Raw genomic sequence first — 13,160 nt, 5'->3', positions numbered from 1 at the left:
CGCGCAAGTTTGTTAGCAGCGCAAGCTTACCGGGGGCTTGCGGGAGGGCCGGATTGTCGCAGGGAAACCCTTTTCCAGCCGGCCCGCGAATCACTTGCACGGCCCGGATGCCCGGCTAGAGTGGCCGGGAACGGCAAAATGGGAGGATTTCAGGATGCGTCTGGCGAACAAGGTGGCCATCGTGACCGGCGGCGGTTCGGGTTTTGGCGAGGGCATCGCCAAGCGATTCGCCCTTGAGGGCGCTGCCGTGGTGATCGGCGACCTGAACCTGGCTGCGGCCGAGAAGGTTGCCGGCGACATCAATAAGGCCGGACACCGGGCTCTGCCAGTGGCTGTCGATGTCTCCCAGAACAAGCAGATGAAAAGCCTGGTCGAGAAGGCGGTCGAAACCTTCGGCGGCCTCGACATCATGGTGAACAATGCAGGCATGCCCCAGCGCAACGCCCCGCTGCTGGAAACCGACGAAGCCACCTTCGACAAGATTTTCGCCGTCAATGTGAAAAGCATCTACAATTCGGCGTTGCATGCCGTGCCGGCAATGCGCAAGCGCGGCGGCGGAGTCTTTATCAACATTGCCTCGACAGCCGGCGTGCGCCCCCGTCCCGGCCTGGTATGGTATAATGGCAGTAAAGGCGCGGTGATCACGCTGACCAAGGCTATGGCCGTGGAACTTGCTCCCGAACAGATCCGCGTGAATGCCCTGAACCCGGTGGCCGGCCTGACGCCAATGCTAAAGGAATTCATGGGCGGCCAGGAGACCGAGGAAATGAAGGCCAAGTTCGTGAGCACTATTCCGATCGGCCGTTTTTCCACCCCGCAGGATATCGCCAACGCGGCCCTCTATTTCGCCTCCGATGAGGCGAACTTCATCACCGGCGTATGCATGGAGGTCGATGGCGGCCGATGCATCTAGGCACCCTCCTCTCCCTCATCGCGACCGTCCTGCTGCTGGCGGGCCCGGCTGGAGCACAGGCACCAGCCACGCAGGCACCAGCCACGCAGGCGCCGGCAACGCAGACACAGGCCGCGCCACCCGCCGCTCAGCCGCAGATGCAGGGCACCACGCCGCCAACGCCCACCACCACCGATCCGCGCGCCGCTGCCGAACCCGAGGCCCAGTCGATAAAGAAAGCCGCGCCGAAGCCGGCCCCGAAAAACGCCAATGCGCCGCCGCGCAACCAGACCATGGCCTTCACCCTGCCCGATCTGGTGCCAATCGCGGAAATCCCGCGCGGCAAGGCGGTGATGCTGCAGGGCGTGGTGCTGTCGCCGCAGGCCACCACATTCGTACTGAACGACGGCAATGCAAGCCAGGTGATCAGTCTGGGCCCAAGCTGGCGCGACCTGACCAAGGTGAAAGCCGGCGACCGCGTACGCGTGATCGGCCAGATGGACCCTTATGGCGCACCGGTCTTCCGAGCCGGCAGCGTGGTGCTGGAAAACAACAGGATCGTGGTGGTGCCGAACGGATGACTAGCGCGCGGCGCCACCGCCGCGCTGCCGGGGGCACAGTTTGAATGCCGTCTTCACCTGTCCCAGCTTCGTCGTGCGTACATGGCGCATGAAGGCATTCCAGTCATTGAACGAGCCGACCAGGTCGAGCAGCACGACACATTCCTCGCGCGGCATTTCGGTGATCTGGCGCGAGGCTACCACCGCATTGGTGGCGCGCTGCTCGGCATAAGGATCGTCAGGGTAGTTGCGCCTGTAGGCCTCCGAACGCAGTTGCACGGCGTCGCGGAACTGCTGGGCATTGGCCTGATCGAAGGCGCTCCACATCGGCAGGATCGTGCCGTCGAATCCCAGCCGGGCGCAGTCGCGGGCATAGCCGCGGATGATCATGCCGGCACGCACGATGGCTTCGGCCTCCATCTCCGGCGCGGTCATGCATATCTGCGGGCTTTTTGGCCTGCTGCGGGGGCCCAGCCCCTCCTGCGCCGATGCCGCCGGCCCTGCGCAAACAGCCAGCAGCAGAACAAGAGTCCGGCGCGGCAGCGGTCGCATCACCGCTTGTTATGCGTGATCGCCGCAACGAAGGTGGCGGCAGCATCGGCGGCCTGATCGACCTGCGTGGACGGCACGGCGGGCATCTGATCCAGCGCCTGACGCACGGCCTGGGCCTCCTGTGGCGGCAGCCGCTTGAGGATTTCCGCCGTGCGTTCGGGGCCGGCCACACGCAGGAAAGCCACCAGCTTTTCCCGGCTCATCGCCTAGCCCTTGGCCTTGGGCGCCGATTTCATCATCGCCAGATACATCGGCATCACCACATTGGTGAATTTGTTCTGGCCATATTGCAGTTCGTCCATCGCCGCCTTCACCATCTCGACGGTGGGATAATACGGCACGATTACGTAACCATGCTTGCGCAGCTCCGTCACCACGGCATTGGCCTGCTTGGTGTAGTTTTCGAAGAAATAGCTGGTATCGGCCTTCTTGATGGCTTCCGAAATCACTTCCACCGCAGGAATCGGCCTGATCGCCTGCGGACGCCAGTTATAGCCATCCGGCGGTTGATTGGCATTGCGGTCATCGGACGAGGCCATGACAGATGTTCCCGTGCCAGCGGCGGCTCAGCCGGCCGGCCGGCGGACGCCGTTGGGCCATTGCCGGGCGGTCTGCTTGAGGTCCGGGTTCTGCAGTGTTGGCGCACGCTTGCTGTCGAGCTGCCGCACGGCTGTGGCCACCTTATGCTCGACCGCCACTTCCGACGGCGCGCGCAGTCTCATCTTCAGATATGCCTCGCGCAGGGCTTCGGCAACGCGACGCTCCAGCACGCTGCCCGGCCCGGTAATACGGCGACGAACAATGATGTTCAGGGCATCTATATTCAGGCCAATAATGGCATGCAGGCGCGGCGACGGGCTGGTCAGTCCGCCACATAGATTTTTCAGATTGTCGGCATAGAGTGTGACAAGCGGGTAGCCGAACAGGCTGCCCTGGCCTTTCAGCTCAAGCGCCAGATCGTGGATCCATTCGTAATAGCGGCCGCGCCCGATCGAGTTGAATGCAGCCGATCCCCAGGCCTCCTTCATGGTCTGCATCGTATCGCGCGCACTGTGCTCGAAATCGGCCTGGTTCTTGATCATCGCCTTCTCGATCTGGCCACGCAGCTCCGGTGTCAGGCGCAGCTCCTGCCCCCGCTTGTAATTCACCGCCTTGCGTTTCAGGTCGCCGCGGTTGGCAACCAGCCGTCCGGCGGCATGGGGGTCGAACATCGCCTGCCCTCGCTCCTGCGGGACGAATCGGACCCTCCCGCCATGAAATCATCATGGCAGGCGAAGCAGTTAGCAACTGGGAAAGCGAGGGCCGTCAGGCGTCGCGCTGGATGACCCGCAGGCGGTGGTTGCAGATGTCGATCTTGTCGGCCATGCGGGCACGCCAGACCTGATCGGCCTCGCGCTCGGTCTGGAAGGGACCATAACGCTCCTCGGTGCCGGCAATCGGCGCGGGATCGGCCAAGTCCTTGAAAATACCGCCTTCAACGTAAAACACGGTCATCGTCCTCATCCTCCGGCCCAATCTTCCGGATGCAGGATATTATTCCGCAACTGCGAAGAAAAAGACAGGCCCCCGAAGGTTGTAAGTTGGTAACGGACGCTAGGGTTTTGAACCAAAACGGGCCTCGAGCGCCTCGGCCGCCTGCCGGATCGGCCCGCTCCAGTCCCCCGGCTGTTGCTGCCTGAAACACCGCAGACCGGGATAGGACGGGCTGTCGGCCCGATCGAGAAACCAATACCAGAGCAGTCCGTAACCAGGCGCCGGCAACAGCAGCCAGACAGGCAAGCCGAGCGCCCCGGCAAGGTGGGCGGTTGTGTTGCTTACCGTGATCACCAGATCGAGGGCGGCGTATTGACCGGCTGCGGCATCCATGTCGCGCAGCGGATCGATGCTGTCATCCCGCCACAGGACCGCGCCCGAATCCGAGGCCAGCGCCGCCCGTTCGGCCCCCGTGTCGCCATATTGCAGGTCGACCCAGAAGGCATCGACGGCTGCAAAGAGCGACGCCAAATCACCGAGCTGGAGCGATTTCTGCCGCCCGAATCCGGCATTGGCACTACGCCAGGACAGGCCGATCCGTGGCCGGCCTGCGGCCTGCGTCTCCAAGCGGCGGCGCTGGATATCAATGGCGGCTGGATCGGCCTTGAGGAATCCGGAAAGCATTGCGGCAGCTTAAGCATCCCCTCATGCTGGCGCCAGCGATGACACAGACTGCCAACAGTTTCATGCAAGCCGGCCTTGCAGCCTTGAACGCCGGGGACGTGACCGCCGCCATCGGCCATTTCGCGGTCGCCCGCCGCCTGGCGCCGACAGAACCCGGCCTGCTGCATAGCCTGGCCGTCCTGTATCGCCAGGAGCGTCGCTGGGCCGAGGCCTGGTCGGTCGCCGAAACCGGCCTGCGGCTGCATCCCGGGGATCGAAACTTTGCAGCGGCGCGGGCGGCGGCCCTGGGCAGCCTGCTGCTGGAACAGGGGGCCGCAGCCGAAGCACGGCCCTGGCTGACAACGGCGCTTGACCAGCAACCCGACTGGCCAGAGATGCTGAGCCAGGCTGCGGAGGCCGCATATCGTTGCCACGACATCGCATCGGCGCGCCGCCATATGGATCGTGCGGTGGAGCTGGAGCCGGATAACCGCAGCCTGCGGATGGCACGCGCCACCATGCTGCTCAGCCTGGGGGTATGGACTCCCGGCCTTGAGGATTACGAATTCCGGTTGCGCCCTGAGCCGGGTCTGGAAGTGATGCGCAATGGCCTCGACGCGCCGCGCTGGCAGGGCGAGGACATGGCCGCCCGCTGCCTTCTGGTGGTTGCCGAGCAGGGCATCGGCGACCAGATCCGTTTCGCCTGCGACCTGCGGGATCTGCTGCCGCTCTGCGGCCGCCTGATCGTCGAATGCGAGCCGCGGCTGGCCCCCCTGCTGGCCCGCAGCCTGCCCCAGGTCATGATCGCCGTGAGCCGGCAGCAAAGGGCCGGAAACCGGCATATTCTGGATTACGGCTGGCTGGCGGATTATCCCCGGATCGATGCCTGGATCGAGATCGGCAGCCTGCCCCTGCGGCTGTTTCAGCGCGGCCTGCTGCCGGACCGCCATCGACTTTGATCGGTTTTCAGGGCCCCTTGCCCATTCCGGATGTCGATCTAGCTAATTTTTCAATGAGTTAGACAACCGGATCCGCCATGCGCCGCCTCCTGCACCTGTTCGCCCCGCTATTTCTCCTAGCCCTTGCAGCCTGTGGAACCGATCGCCCGGATCCTGCTGGCCAGGCGGCCTATGGCCCCTTCGAGCTGGAGCGGTACTTCACCGGCAAGGTCAAGGCATGGGGCCTGTTCGAGCCGCGCTTTGGCGGCGCCGTGCGGCAATTCACCGTCGAGATCCGTGGCAGCCGCGACGGCGATGCCCTCGTGCTGGATGAGGATTTCCGCTTCAGCGACGGCGAAATCCAGAAACGGATATGGCGTATCCGGCCCGATGGCACCGGCCGCTACACAGGCACGGCCGACGACGTACTGGGGGTCGCCCAGGGCTACAGCCGCGGCAATGCCCTGGCCTGGGCGTATGATCTGAGGCTGAAAACCCAGTCCGGCAGCATCGATGTGGGCTTCGATGACTGGCTGTACCGGTTCGATGACGAGATCGTGCTGAACCGGGCCACGGTGACGAAATGGGGCCTGCCCGTGGGCAGCGTGACCCTGGCTTTTCGCAAGATCGAGTAGGTTGACGGGACCGGAGGACCGACCTATGGTCGCCGCGCTTTCGGGCACGGCCGGCCGGCCCGAAGGATCACCGACAGACTCTGTCTGACCGACCTCTGTGAGCCCGTAGCTCAGCTGGTAGAGCAAGCGACTTTTAATCGAGAGGTCCCGGGTTCGAATCCCGGCGGGCTCACCACCTCCACCCCTTTCTTCCCCTCAATTTATTCTTCATACGGTTGCCCATTCGGATATGCTGGCGGAAACAGGGGGAAACTCCGTGAACCGGCAGATCGTCGAGAGCAGGTTCCGTCTCGATCCCAGCCTAGGTTTCGTCCGGCCCGAATTAAGCCAACTGGCTGCTTTTTGGGAGGAGAAACGCGCCGGGCGGATTGCGCCCGACCGGGCCGATTTCTCTCCCTTCGTGCTGCGCCCCTACCTGCCCCGGATCCTGATCTACGAAGTGGTGCGTGGGGAAACCGGCAAGCGCTTTCGCATCCGTCTCTATGGCACCCTGATCAGCCAGTATTCCGGGCGCGACCCGACCGGAAAATTCGTCGATGAAATCATGACGCCACAGGCCTATGCCGATTTCAACCGGGGCTTGTCATGGACGGTGGATGAGGCAAAACCGCTGCGCGCCGCCGGCAGCTATTATTTCGTCGACCGCAGCTTCGTTCAGTTCGAATCGATCACCATGCCGCTGACAGTGGATGGCAGCAACCAGGTCGAACAGCTGCTGAACGTCACCTATTACGACGACGAAACCTAGAACCAACCGCGCGTGAGCAGGAACAGCAGATTGACCAGCCCATAGGCGATGGCGGCAAACAAGGCGGCAATGGCGAAAACCTTGAGATGCCGCAACAGCATGGCTAGAGCGGGGGAATGTCGCCGAGGGCCTGGCCTGCGTGAAAATCAGCGGCGAAATCCTGCAATCGCCCTCCGCCGATGGCTTCGCGCATGCCGATCATCAGGTCCTGATAATAGGTCAGGTTATGCTGGGTCATCAGCATGGCGCCGAGGATTTCGTCCGAGCGGACCAGGTGATGCAGATAGGCCCGGCTGTAGCTGCGGCAGGCCGGACAGCGGCAATGCTCGTCCAACGGCCGCGGATCTTCGGCGTGGCGGGCGTTGCGGATGTTGATGCTGCCGCGTCGGGTGAAAGCCTGGCCGGTGCGTCCCGAACGGGTCGGCATCACGCAGTCGAACATGTCGATGCCCCGCATCACCGCACCGACCAGATCGGACGGTTTGCCCACCCCCATCAGATAGCGCGGCCGGTCCACCGGCAGATGCGGCACCGTCACATCCAGGGTTGCAAACATCTCCTCCTGCGTCTCGCCCACCGCAAGGCCACCCACCGCATAACCGTCGAACCCGATGCCAAGCAGGCCTTTTGCGGATTCTTCGCGCAAGGCCGCATTGGTCCCGCCCTGCACGATGCCAAACAGGCCATAGCCCTCACGTTGCTGGAACGCCGTCCTGCAACGCTCGGCCCAGCGTATGGACAGGCGCATGGCCTCGGCGGCGCGTTTCTCGGTGGCCGGCAGCTTGACGCATTCATCGAGCTGCATGGTGATGGTGGCATCCAGCAGATGCTGAATCTCGATGGACCGTTCGGGCGTCAGTTCATGGCGCGCGCCGTCGATATGCGACTGGAAAGTGACGCCCTGCTCGGTCACCTTGTTGAGCTGCGACAGCGACATCACCTGGAAACCGCCGGAATCGGTCAGGATCGGACCTGACCAGTTCATGAATTTGTGCAGGCCGCCCAGCTTGGCCACGCGCTCAGCCGTCGGCCGCAGCATCAGGTGATAGGTATTGCCCAGGATGATCTGCGCGCCGGTCTCGCGCACGGCCTCGGGCGTCATTGCTTTCACCGTGGCGGCGGTGCCGACCGGCATGAAGGTCGGCGTCTCGATCACGCCATGGGCGGTTTCGAGCCTGGCCCGGCGGGCGGCGCCATCGGTGGCGCTGACGGAAAAACGGAGGGTCATTTCAAGGCGGCCTGTCTGAACAGCAGGCTTGTATCGCCGTAAGAATAGAAACGGAAGCCCTTCTCCACCGCATGACGATAGATCGCCCGTTGACCGTCAAGCCCGACAAAGGCGGCCACCAGCATCAGCAGGGTGGATTTGGGAAGATGGAAATTGGTCATCAGGCCGTCGGCGACGCGGAAATCAAAGCCGGGCGTAATGAAGATGTCGGTCTCGCCGGCGAAGGGTTGCAGGCTGCCATTGGCACGCGCGGCGGTTTCCAGCAGGCGTAGCGAGGTGGTGCCGATGGCGATCACCCGCCCGCCGGCGGCTTTGGCCTCCTGCACCATTGCCACGGTCTCCGGCGTCACCTGCCCCCATTCGGCATGCATCCTGTGATCCTCGACGCGCTCCACCTTCACTGGCAAGAAGGTGCCGGCGCCAACATGCAGCGTGACGCGGGCGAAGCGGATGCCGATGCTTTTCAACTGCCCGATCAGGTCCGGTGTGAAATGCAGTCCGGCCGTGGGCGCAGCAACCGCGCCCGCTTTTTCGGCAAACACGGTCTGATAGTCGCTACGGTCGCGGGCGTCGGCCGGTCGCTGGGCCGCGATATAGGGCGGCAGCGGCATGGCCCCGGCGGTTTCCAGCGCCGACAGCAGTTCGCCATCGTCACGGTCGAAGGCGAGAATGATCTGGTCGCCTTCGCGCCCTGCGGTTTCGGCCCGGATGCCGCCATCGAAAGCAACCGCGTCGCCCGGCTTCAACCGCCGCGCGGGTTTGGCCATTGCCGTCCAACGCCGGTTGCCCAGACTTTTCAGCAGCAGGGCCTCGATCTTCACCTCGGCCGGGCCGCGTTCGCGCCGGCCAAACAGCCGCGCCGGAATCACCTTGGTATCGTTGAATACCAGCAGGTCGCGCGGCCGCAGTAGCAGAGGCAGGTCGCGCACGACCCACTCCTTCGGGTCGATCCTGCCGTCATGGAAATGCAGCAGCCGGGCCGACTCACGGGGCACTGCCGGCCGCTCGGCGATCAGCGCAGGCGGCAGGCTGAAGTCGAAGTCGGATACCAGCATGGCTCAGCCTCCGCGGCGGGAGGCACAGGCGTCAGGCCACGTCGGCGGCAACGCGCAGCGATACGATCTTGTCGGGATCAGTGACGCTGCCGTTGCGGGCCTGATCGCCGCGCTTGATCGCATCCACATGCTCCATGCCATCCACCACCTCCCCCCAGACCGTGTATTGGCGGTCCAGGAAACGGGCATCGGCGAAGCAGATGAAGAACTGGCTGTCGGCGCTGTTCGGGTTCTGGGCGCGCGCCATCGAGCAGGTCCCACGCTTGTGCGGGGCGTCGTTAAACTCGGCATCCAGCTTCTGGCCCGAACCGCCGGTGCCATCGCCACGCGGATCGCCGGTCTGGGCCATGAAACCCTCGATCACGCGGTGGAATTTCAGGCCGTCATAGAAATGCTGCCGCGCCAGCTCCTTGATGCGGGCGACATGGTTGGGCGCCAGATCGGGACGCAGCGCGATGGTGACGCGGCCATCCTTCAGCTCCAGATACAGGGTGTTTTCGAGATCGGCGCTCATGGAGGCTCCTGATGATTACTTGATGTCGGCTGCGACACGCAGACGGATGATCTTGTCGGGATCGGTGACCTGGCCGCTGCCCGGGGCGCCCTTCTTGATGCGATCCACCGCTTCCATGCCCGAGATCACTTTGCCCCAGACAGTGTACTGGCCATCCAGGAAAGGCGAATCCTCGAAGCAGATAAAGAACTGGCTATCGGCGCTGTTGGGGCTCTGGGCGCGCGCCATCGATACGGTACCGCGCTTGTGCGGTTCGCGGCTGAATTCGGCATTCAGCTTCTGGCCCGAACCGCCCATGCCGGTGCCGGTGGGATCGCCGGTCTGGGCCATGAAGCCACGGATGACGCGGTGAAACACGATGCCGTCGTAGAACTCCTTGCGCACCAGTTCCTTGATGCGGCGCACATGGTTGGGAGCCAGATCGGGACGCATGGCGATAACCACCCGGCCGCCGTCCTTCAATTCCATCACCAGGGTGTTTTCCGGATTGTCGATGCGTTGGGCAAAGCCGGTCGACGGCAGGATCAGGCCCACGCCGAGGATCAGGGACAACAGATGGCGGCGCAGAATCGGCATGTCAGGCATCGCCATTGGCCTTCAGCGCCGCGACACGGGCGCGCATGCGTTCGGCGACGCGGGGCGATACGAAAGGATTAATATCCCCGCCCAGCATGGCGATTTCCTTGACCAGCCGGGAAGCGATGAACTGGTGATTGTCCGAAGCCATCAGGAAAACGGTCTCGATCTCGGCATTCAGGCGGGCATTCATGCCAACCATCTGGAATTCATACTCGAAGTCCGACACCGCGCGCAGGCCGCGGATGATCATGACTGCGCCGATCTCCATGGCGAAATGCATCAGCAGATTGGAAAACGGCTTGACCTCGAATTCGGTGGCGCCCGGCATCAGGGGACCGATTTCCTCGCGCACCATTTCGACGCGTTCTTCCAGCGAAAAGAACGGCCCCTTGCCGATATTGACCGCCACGCCAACCACCAACTTGTCGACCAGCTTGCCAGCCCGCTTGATGATGTCGTAATGGCCCTTGGTTACCGGATCGAATGTGCCCGGGTATAGCCCGATGCGCTGCTTGGTCATCACTCCTCCCCAGAGTCACCTGCACCGTCATTCGCGGACGAACCGTCTTCCGGGCCGTCATCCTGGCCTTCGTCCTGCGCGGGGCCACTTTCAGGCAAATGGGCGACCGACGCAACCTTCTCGCCTTCATTGAGCTTGAAGATGATCACGCCCTGGGTGTTGCGACCGGCAATACGGATATCGTCGACCGGGCACCGGATCACCTGGCCGCCATCGGTGACCAGCATGATCTGATCATCATGCTCGACCGGGAAAGCGGCGGTGACGCTGCCATTCTTGGGCGTCGTCTCGATATTGATGATGCCCGAGCCGCCACGGCTGGTGATGCGATATTCATAGGCCGAGCTGCGCTTGCCAAAGCCTTTTTCCGTAACGGTGAGGATGAACTGCTCGGCGGCCTGCAGTTCGGTGAAGCGCTGCACGGATATGTCGGCCGGCAATTCCACTCCGCTTTCGCCGGCGCGGATGCGTTCCTGTGCGGCCTCGTATTTGAAATAGGCCTCGCGCTCCTCCGGTCCCACCTCGATATGACGCAGCACTGACATCGAGATGACGCGGTCGCCTTCGGCGAGCTTCATGCCGCGCACGCCGGTTGAGGCGCGGCTCTGGAAGGTTCTCACATCGGCGACCGGGAACCGTACGCATTTGCCGGCGTATGAAGCCAGCAAGATATCGTCCTGTTCGGTGCAGGGCAGCACGCCGATCAGGCTGTCGTCGGCATCCTCGCCCTCGAACTTCATGGCGATCTTGCCATTGGCATTGATGGTGACGAAATCGCTCAGGTCGTTGCGGCGCACATAACCCTTGGCAGTGGCAAACATGACGTGCAGTTCGCCCCACTTGGCTTCGTCCTCGGGCAGCGGCAGCACCGTGGTGATCTTCTCCCCCTCGGCCAGGGGCAGCAGGTTTACAAAGGCCTTGCCGCGGGACTGCGGCGTGCCTTCCGGCAAACGATAGACCTTCAGCTTGTAGACGCGGCCGATATTGGAGAAGAACAGCACCGGCGTGTGGGTGCTGGCCACCAGCACGCGGGTAACGAAATCCTCATCCTTGGTGCTCATGCCGGTGCGGCCCTTGCCGCCGCGCTTCTGCAGCCGGTAAGTGGACAGCGGCGTGCGCTTAACATAGCCGCCATAGCTGACGGTCACCACCATGTCCTCGCGCTGGATCAGGTCTTCGTCATCCTGCTCGAATTCCATCTCGGCGATCTGGGTGCGGCGTGGGGTCGCGAACTTTTCGCGCATGGCCACCAGTTCGCCGCGCAGCATGTCCATCAGTCTGGCCCGGCTGCCGAGGATGGCGAGGTATTCGTTGATCTCGGCGGCCAAAGCCTTCATCTCATCGCCGATCTCGTCGCGGCCCAACGCGGTCAGACGCTGCAGGCGCAGGTCGAGGATGGCGCGGGCCTGGGTCTCCGACAGGCGATACTTGCCGTCGATCACCTTGTGGCTGAGATCGTCGATCAGCGTGATCATGTCGGCCACGTCGGCAGCCGGCCATTCGCGGGCCATCAACTGCTCGCGCGCCGTCTGCGGATCGGGCGCGCTGCGGATCAGCTTGATCACCTCGTCGATGTTGGCCACCGCGATGGCCAGGCCGACCAACACGTGAGCGCGGTCGCGCGCCTTGCCAAGCAGGAATCGCGTACGGCGCAAGATCACTTCCTCGCGGAAGTTCACGAAAGCCGCGATCATCTGCTTGATATTCATCAATTCCGGCTTGCCGCCGTTCAGCGCCAGCATATTGACGCCGAACGATGTCTGCAGCGGCGTAAAGCGGTAGAGCTGGTTCAGCACCACCTCGGCCATGGCGTCACGCTTGATTTCGATCACCACGCGGACGCCATCGCGATCAGACTCGTCGCGCAGGTCGGAAATGCCCTCGATTTTCTTCGAGCGCACCAGCTCGGCGATCTTCTCGATCATCGAGGCCTTGTTCACCTGATAGGGAACTTCGGTAACGATGATCGCTTCGCGATCCTTGCGGATCTCCTCGACATGCACCTTGCCGCGCATGATCACCGAGCCGCGGCCGGTCCACATCGCCGCCTTGGCGCCGGCCCGACCCAGAATGATGCCGCCGGTGGGGAAATCCGGCGCAGGCAGAATTTCCAGCAACTGTTCAAGCGTTACGCCATTGTTGTCGACATAGGCGCAGCAGGCATCGATCACCTCGCCCAGATTATGCGGCGGGATATTGGTCGCCATGCCCACCGCGATGCCGTTCGCACCGTTGACCAGCAGATTTGGGAACTGCGCCGGCAGCACGGTCGGTTCCCGGGTGGTGTCATCGTAGTTGGACTGGAAATCGACGGTGTTCTTGTCGATATCGGTCAGCATGGCCTCGGCGGCCCGGTCGAGGCGGATCTCGGTGTAGCGCATCGCCGCCGGCGGGTCGCCGTCCATCGAGCCGAAGTTGCCCTGCCCGTCCAGCAAGGGCAGACGCATGGAGAACGGCTGCGCCATACGCACCATGGCATCGTAGATCGCCTGGTCGCCATGCGGGTGGTATTTACCCATCACGTCGCCGACCACGCGGGCCGACTTGCGATAGGCCTTGTCTGCCGTATAGCCGTTTTCGTGCATCGAATAGAGGATGCGACGATGCACGGGCTTCAGGCCGTCCCGCACATCGGGCAGCGCGCGCGACACGATCACGCTCATGGCGTAACCGAGGTAGGAACGCTGCATCTCCTCTTCGATGGAGATGGGCTGAATGTCGTGCGGAAGCTGTGGCTGATCGGTCACGAAACGGGCGTCCGGAATAAGGGTTTTTGAAGTCGAATCGGGATGCCCGAACAGGC

At 63.3% G+C, this 13,160-nt stretch carries 17 protein-coding genes and 1 tRNA gene; 6 read left to right on the top strand and 12 right to left on the bottom strand.

From position 1 onward, the window contains the following. Nucleotides 1-154: 154 nt before the first annotated feature. Complete coding sequence (locus ACK4FK_RS08830) at nucleotides 155-913, top strand: glucose 1-dehydrogenase (protein ID WP_409744055.1); 759 nt, start codon at nucleotides 155-157, stop codon at nucleotides 911-913. Further along, nucleotides 904-1,473, top strand: coding sequence for a hypothetical protein (locus ACK4FK_RS08825; RefSeq protein WP_409744053.1), 570 nt, complete (start codon nucleotides 904-906; stop codon nucleotides 1,471-1,473). Before ACK4FK_RS08830 ends, ACK4FK_RS08825 begins: the two co-directional genes overlap by 10 nt. Here ACK4FK_RS08825 and ACK4FK_RS08820 read toward each other — a convergent pair whose 3' ends face one another. The 6 genes from ACK4FK_RS08820 to ACK4FK_RS08795 form a co-directional block, all read right to left on the bottom strand. After that, nucleotides 1,474-1,887, bottom strand: a complete 414-nt coding sequence (locus tag ACK4FK_RS08820; RefSeq protein ID WP_409744050.1) for a hypothetical protein — start codon at nucleotides 1,885-1,887, stop codon at nucleotides 1,474-1,476. A gap of 116 nt (nucleotides 1,888-2,003) precedes the next feature. Beyond that, nucleotides 2,004-2,207 (bottom strand): hypothetical protein, encoded by a 204-nt coding sequence (locus tag ACK4FK_RS08815; protein ID WP_409744047.1) that lies wholly within the window; start codon nucleotides 2,205-2,207, stop codon nucleotides 2,004-2,006. A gap of 3 nt (nucleotides 2,208-2,210) precedes the next feature. Continuing rightward, nucleotides 2,211-2,543 carry a hypothetical protein gene (locus tag ACK4FK_RS08810; protein WP_409744044.1) on the bottom strand — a complete coding sequence of 111 codons (333 nt, stop codon included), beginning with the start codon at nucleotides 2,541-2,543 and terminating at the stop codon, nucleotides 2,211-2,213. A 27-nt stretch (nucleotides 2,544-2,570) separates the two neighbouring features. Continuing rightward, nucleotides 2,571-3,215 (bottom strand): hypothetical protein, encoded by a 645-nt coding sequence (locus tag ACK4FK_RS08805; RefSeq protein WP_409744041.1) that lies wholly within the window; start codon nucleotides 3,213-3,215, stop codon nucleotides 2,571-2,573. A 94-nt stretch (nucleotides 3,216-3,309) separates the two neighbouring features. Continuing rightward, nucleotides 3,310-3,498, bottom strand: coding sequence for a hypothetical protein (locus ACK4FK_RS08800; protein WP_409744038.1), 189 nt, complete (start codon nucleotides 3,496-3,498; stop codon nucleotides 3,310-3,312). Nucleotides 3,499-3,597: 99 nt separating this feature from the next. After that, the gene (locus tag ACK4FK_RS08795) at nucleotides 3,598-4,161 is read right to left on the bottom strand and encodes a hypothetical protein (protein ID WP_409744035.1); all 564 of its coding nucleotides are present in this window, start codon (nucleotides 4,159-4,161) and stop codon (nucleotides 3,598-3,600) included. A gap of 38 nt (nucleotides 4,162-4,199) precedes the next feature. Between ACK4FK_RS08795 and ACK4FK_RS08790 the strand changes: the two genes are divergently transcribed. The 4 genes from ACK4FK_RS08790 to ACK4FK_RS08775 all read left to right on the top strand — a co-directional run bounded on the left by ACK4FK_RS08790 (nucleotide 4,200) and on the right by ACK4FK_RS08775 (nucleotide 6,461). Beyond that, on the top strand, nucleotides 4,200-5,099 hold the full coding sequence (locus ACK4FK_RS08790) for a tetratricopeptide repeat protein (protein ID WP_409744032.1): 900 nt from the start codon (nucleotides 4,200-4,202) through the stop codon (nucleotides 5,097-5,099). A 77-nt stretch (nucleotides 5,100-5,176) separates the two neighbouring features. Then, entirely contained in the window at nucleotides 5,177-5,713 is a 537-nt protein-coding gene (locus ACK4FK_RS08785; RefSeq protein ID WP_409744028.1) for a DUF3833 domain-containing protein, read from the top strand. 99 nt (nucleotides 5,714-5,812) lie between these two features. Next, a tRNA-Lys gene (locus tag ACK4FK_RS08780) sits at nucleotides 5,813-5,888 on the top strand. Between the two features lie 81 nt (nucleotides 5,889-5,969). After that, nucleotides 5,970-6,461, top strand: a complete 492-nt coding sequence (locus ACK4FK_RS08775; RefSeq protein WP_409744025.1) for a PAS domain-containing protein — start codon at nucleotides 5,970-5,972, stop codon at nucleotides 6,459-6,461. Nucleotides 6,462-6,564: 103 nt separating this feature from the next. Here ACK4FK_RS08775 and tgt read toward each other — a convergent pair whose 3' ends face one another. The 6 genes from tgt to gyrA form a co-directional block, all read right to left on the bottom strand. Beyond that, entirely contained in the window at nucleotides 6,565-7,689 is a 1,125-nt protein-coding gene (gene tgt / locus ACK4FK_RS08770) for a tRNA guanosine(34) transglycosylase Tgt (protein ID WP_409744022.1), read from the bottom strand. Next, entirely contained in the window at nucleotides 7,686-8,744 is a 1,059-nt protein-coding gene (gene queA, locus ACK4FK_RS08765) for a tRNA preQ1(34) S-adenosylmethionine ribosyltransferase-isomerase QueA (protein WP_409744019.1), read from the bottom strand. The genes tgt and queA overlap by 4 nt, the downstream gene beginning before the upstream one ends. Before the next feature lie 31 nt (nucleotides 8,745-8,775). Continuing rightward, on the bottom strand, nucleotides 8,776-9,258 hold the full coding sequence (locus ACK4FK_RS08760) for a peptidylprolyl isomerase (protein WP_409744017.1): 483 nt from the start codon (nucleotides 9,256-9,258) through the stop codon (nucleotides 8,776-8,778). Nucleotides 9,259-9,273: 15 nt separating this feature from the next. After that, complete coding sequence (locus ACK4FK_RS08755; protein ID WP_409744189.1) at nucleotides 9,274-9,726, bottom strand: peptidylprolyl isomerase; 453 nt, start codon at nucleotides 9,724-9,726, stop codon at nucleotides 9,274-9,276. A gap of 109 nt (nucleotides 9,727-9,835) precedes the next feature. Next, nucleotides 9,836-10,357, bottom strand: a complete 522-nt coding sequence (gene coaD / locus ACK4FK_RS08750) for a pantetheine-phosphate adenylyltransferase (RefSeq protein WP_409744014.1) — start codon at nucleotides 10,355-10,357, stop codon at nucleotides 9,836-9,838. After that, nucleotides 10,357-13,104, bottom strand: a complete 2,748-nt coding sequence (gene gyrA, locus ACK4FK_RS08745; RefSeq protein WP_409744011.1) for a DNA gyrase subunit A — start codon at nucleotides 13,102-13,104, stop codon at nucleotides 10,357-10,359. The genes coaD and gyrA overlap by 1 nt, the downstream gene beginning before the upstream one ends. Nucleotides 13,105-13,160 lie beyond the last annotated feature (56 nt).

It is taken from the genome of Ferrovibrio sp. (assembly GCF_046297895.1).
Taxonomy (GTDB): domain Bacteria; phylum Pseudomonadota; class Alphaproteobacteria; order Ferrovibrionales; family Ferrovibrionaceae; genus Ferrovibrio.
The sequence above is the reverse complement of the archived record's forward strand: the minus strand, read 5'-3'. Positions and strand labels throughout refer to the sequence as shown.

Coding starts and splice junctions, on each gene's coding strand:
- tgt (WP_409744022.1), bottom strand. CDS start 7,689: ATGACCCTCCGTTTTTCCGTCAGCGCCACCGATGGCGCCGCCCGCCGG.
- coaD (WP_409744014.1), bottom strand. CDS start 10,357: ATGACCAAGCAGCGCATCGGGCTATACCCGGGCACATTCGATCCGGTA.
- ACK4FK_RS08820 (WP_409744050.1), bottom strand. CDS start 1,887: ATGACCGCGCCGGAGATGGAGGCCGAAGCCATCGTGCGTGCCGGCATG.
- ACK4FK_RS08790 (WP_409744032.1), top strand. CDS start 4,200: ATGACACAGACTGCCAACAGTTTCATGCAAGCCGGCCTTGCAGCCTTG.
- ACK4FK_RS08825 (WP_409744053.1), top strand. CDS start 904: ATGCATCTAGGCACCCTCCTCTCCCTCATCGCGACCGTCCTGCTGCTG.
- ACK4FK_RS08830 (WP_409744055.1), top strand. CDS start 155: ATGCGTCTGGCGAACAAGGTGGCCATCGTGACCGGCGGCGGTTCGGGT.
- ACK4FK_RS08810 (WP_409744044.1), bottom strand. CDS start 2,543: ATGGCCTCGTCCGATGACCGCAATGCCAATCAACCGCCGGATGGCTAT.
- ACK4FK_RS08815 (WP_409744047.1), bottom strand. CDS start 2,207: ATGAGCCGGGAAAAGCTGGTGGCTTTCCTGCGTGTGGCCGGCCCCGAA.
- ACK4FK_RS08760 (WP_409744017.1), bottom strand. CDS start 9,258: ATGAGCGCCGATCTCGAAAACACCCTGTATCTGGAGCTGAAGGATGGC.
- queA (WP_409744019.1), bottom strand. CDS start 8,744: ATGCTGGTATCCGACTTCGACTTCAGCCTGCCGCCTGCGCTGATCGCC.
- ACK4FK_RS08805 (WP_409744041.1), bottom strand. CDS start 3,215: ATGTTCGACCCCCATGCCGCCGGACGGCTGGTTGCCAACCGCGGCGAC.
- ACK4FK_RS08800 (WP_409744038.1), bottom strand. CDS start 3,498: ATGACCGTGTTTTACGTTGAAGGCGGTATTTTCAAGGACTTGGCCGAT.
- ACK4FK_RS08785 (WP_409744028.1), top strand. CDS start 5,177: ATGCGCCGCCTCCTGCACCTGTTCGCCCCGCTATTTCTCCTAGCCCTT.
- ACK4FK_RS08795 (WP_409744035.1), bottom strand. CDS start 4,161: ATGCTTTCCGGATTCCTCAAGGCCGATCCAGCCGCCATTGATATCCAG.
- ACK4FK_RS08755 (WP_409744189.1), bottom strand. CDS start 9,726: ATGGAATTGAAGGACGGCGGCCGGGTGGTTATCGCCATGCGTCCCGAT.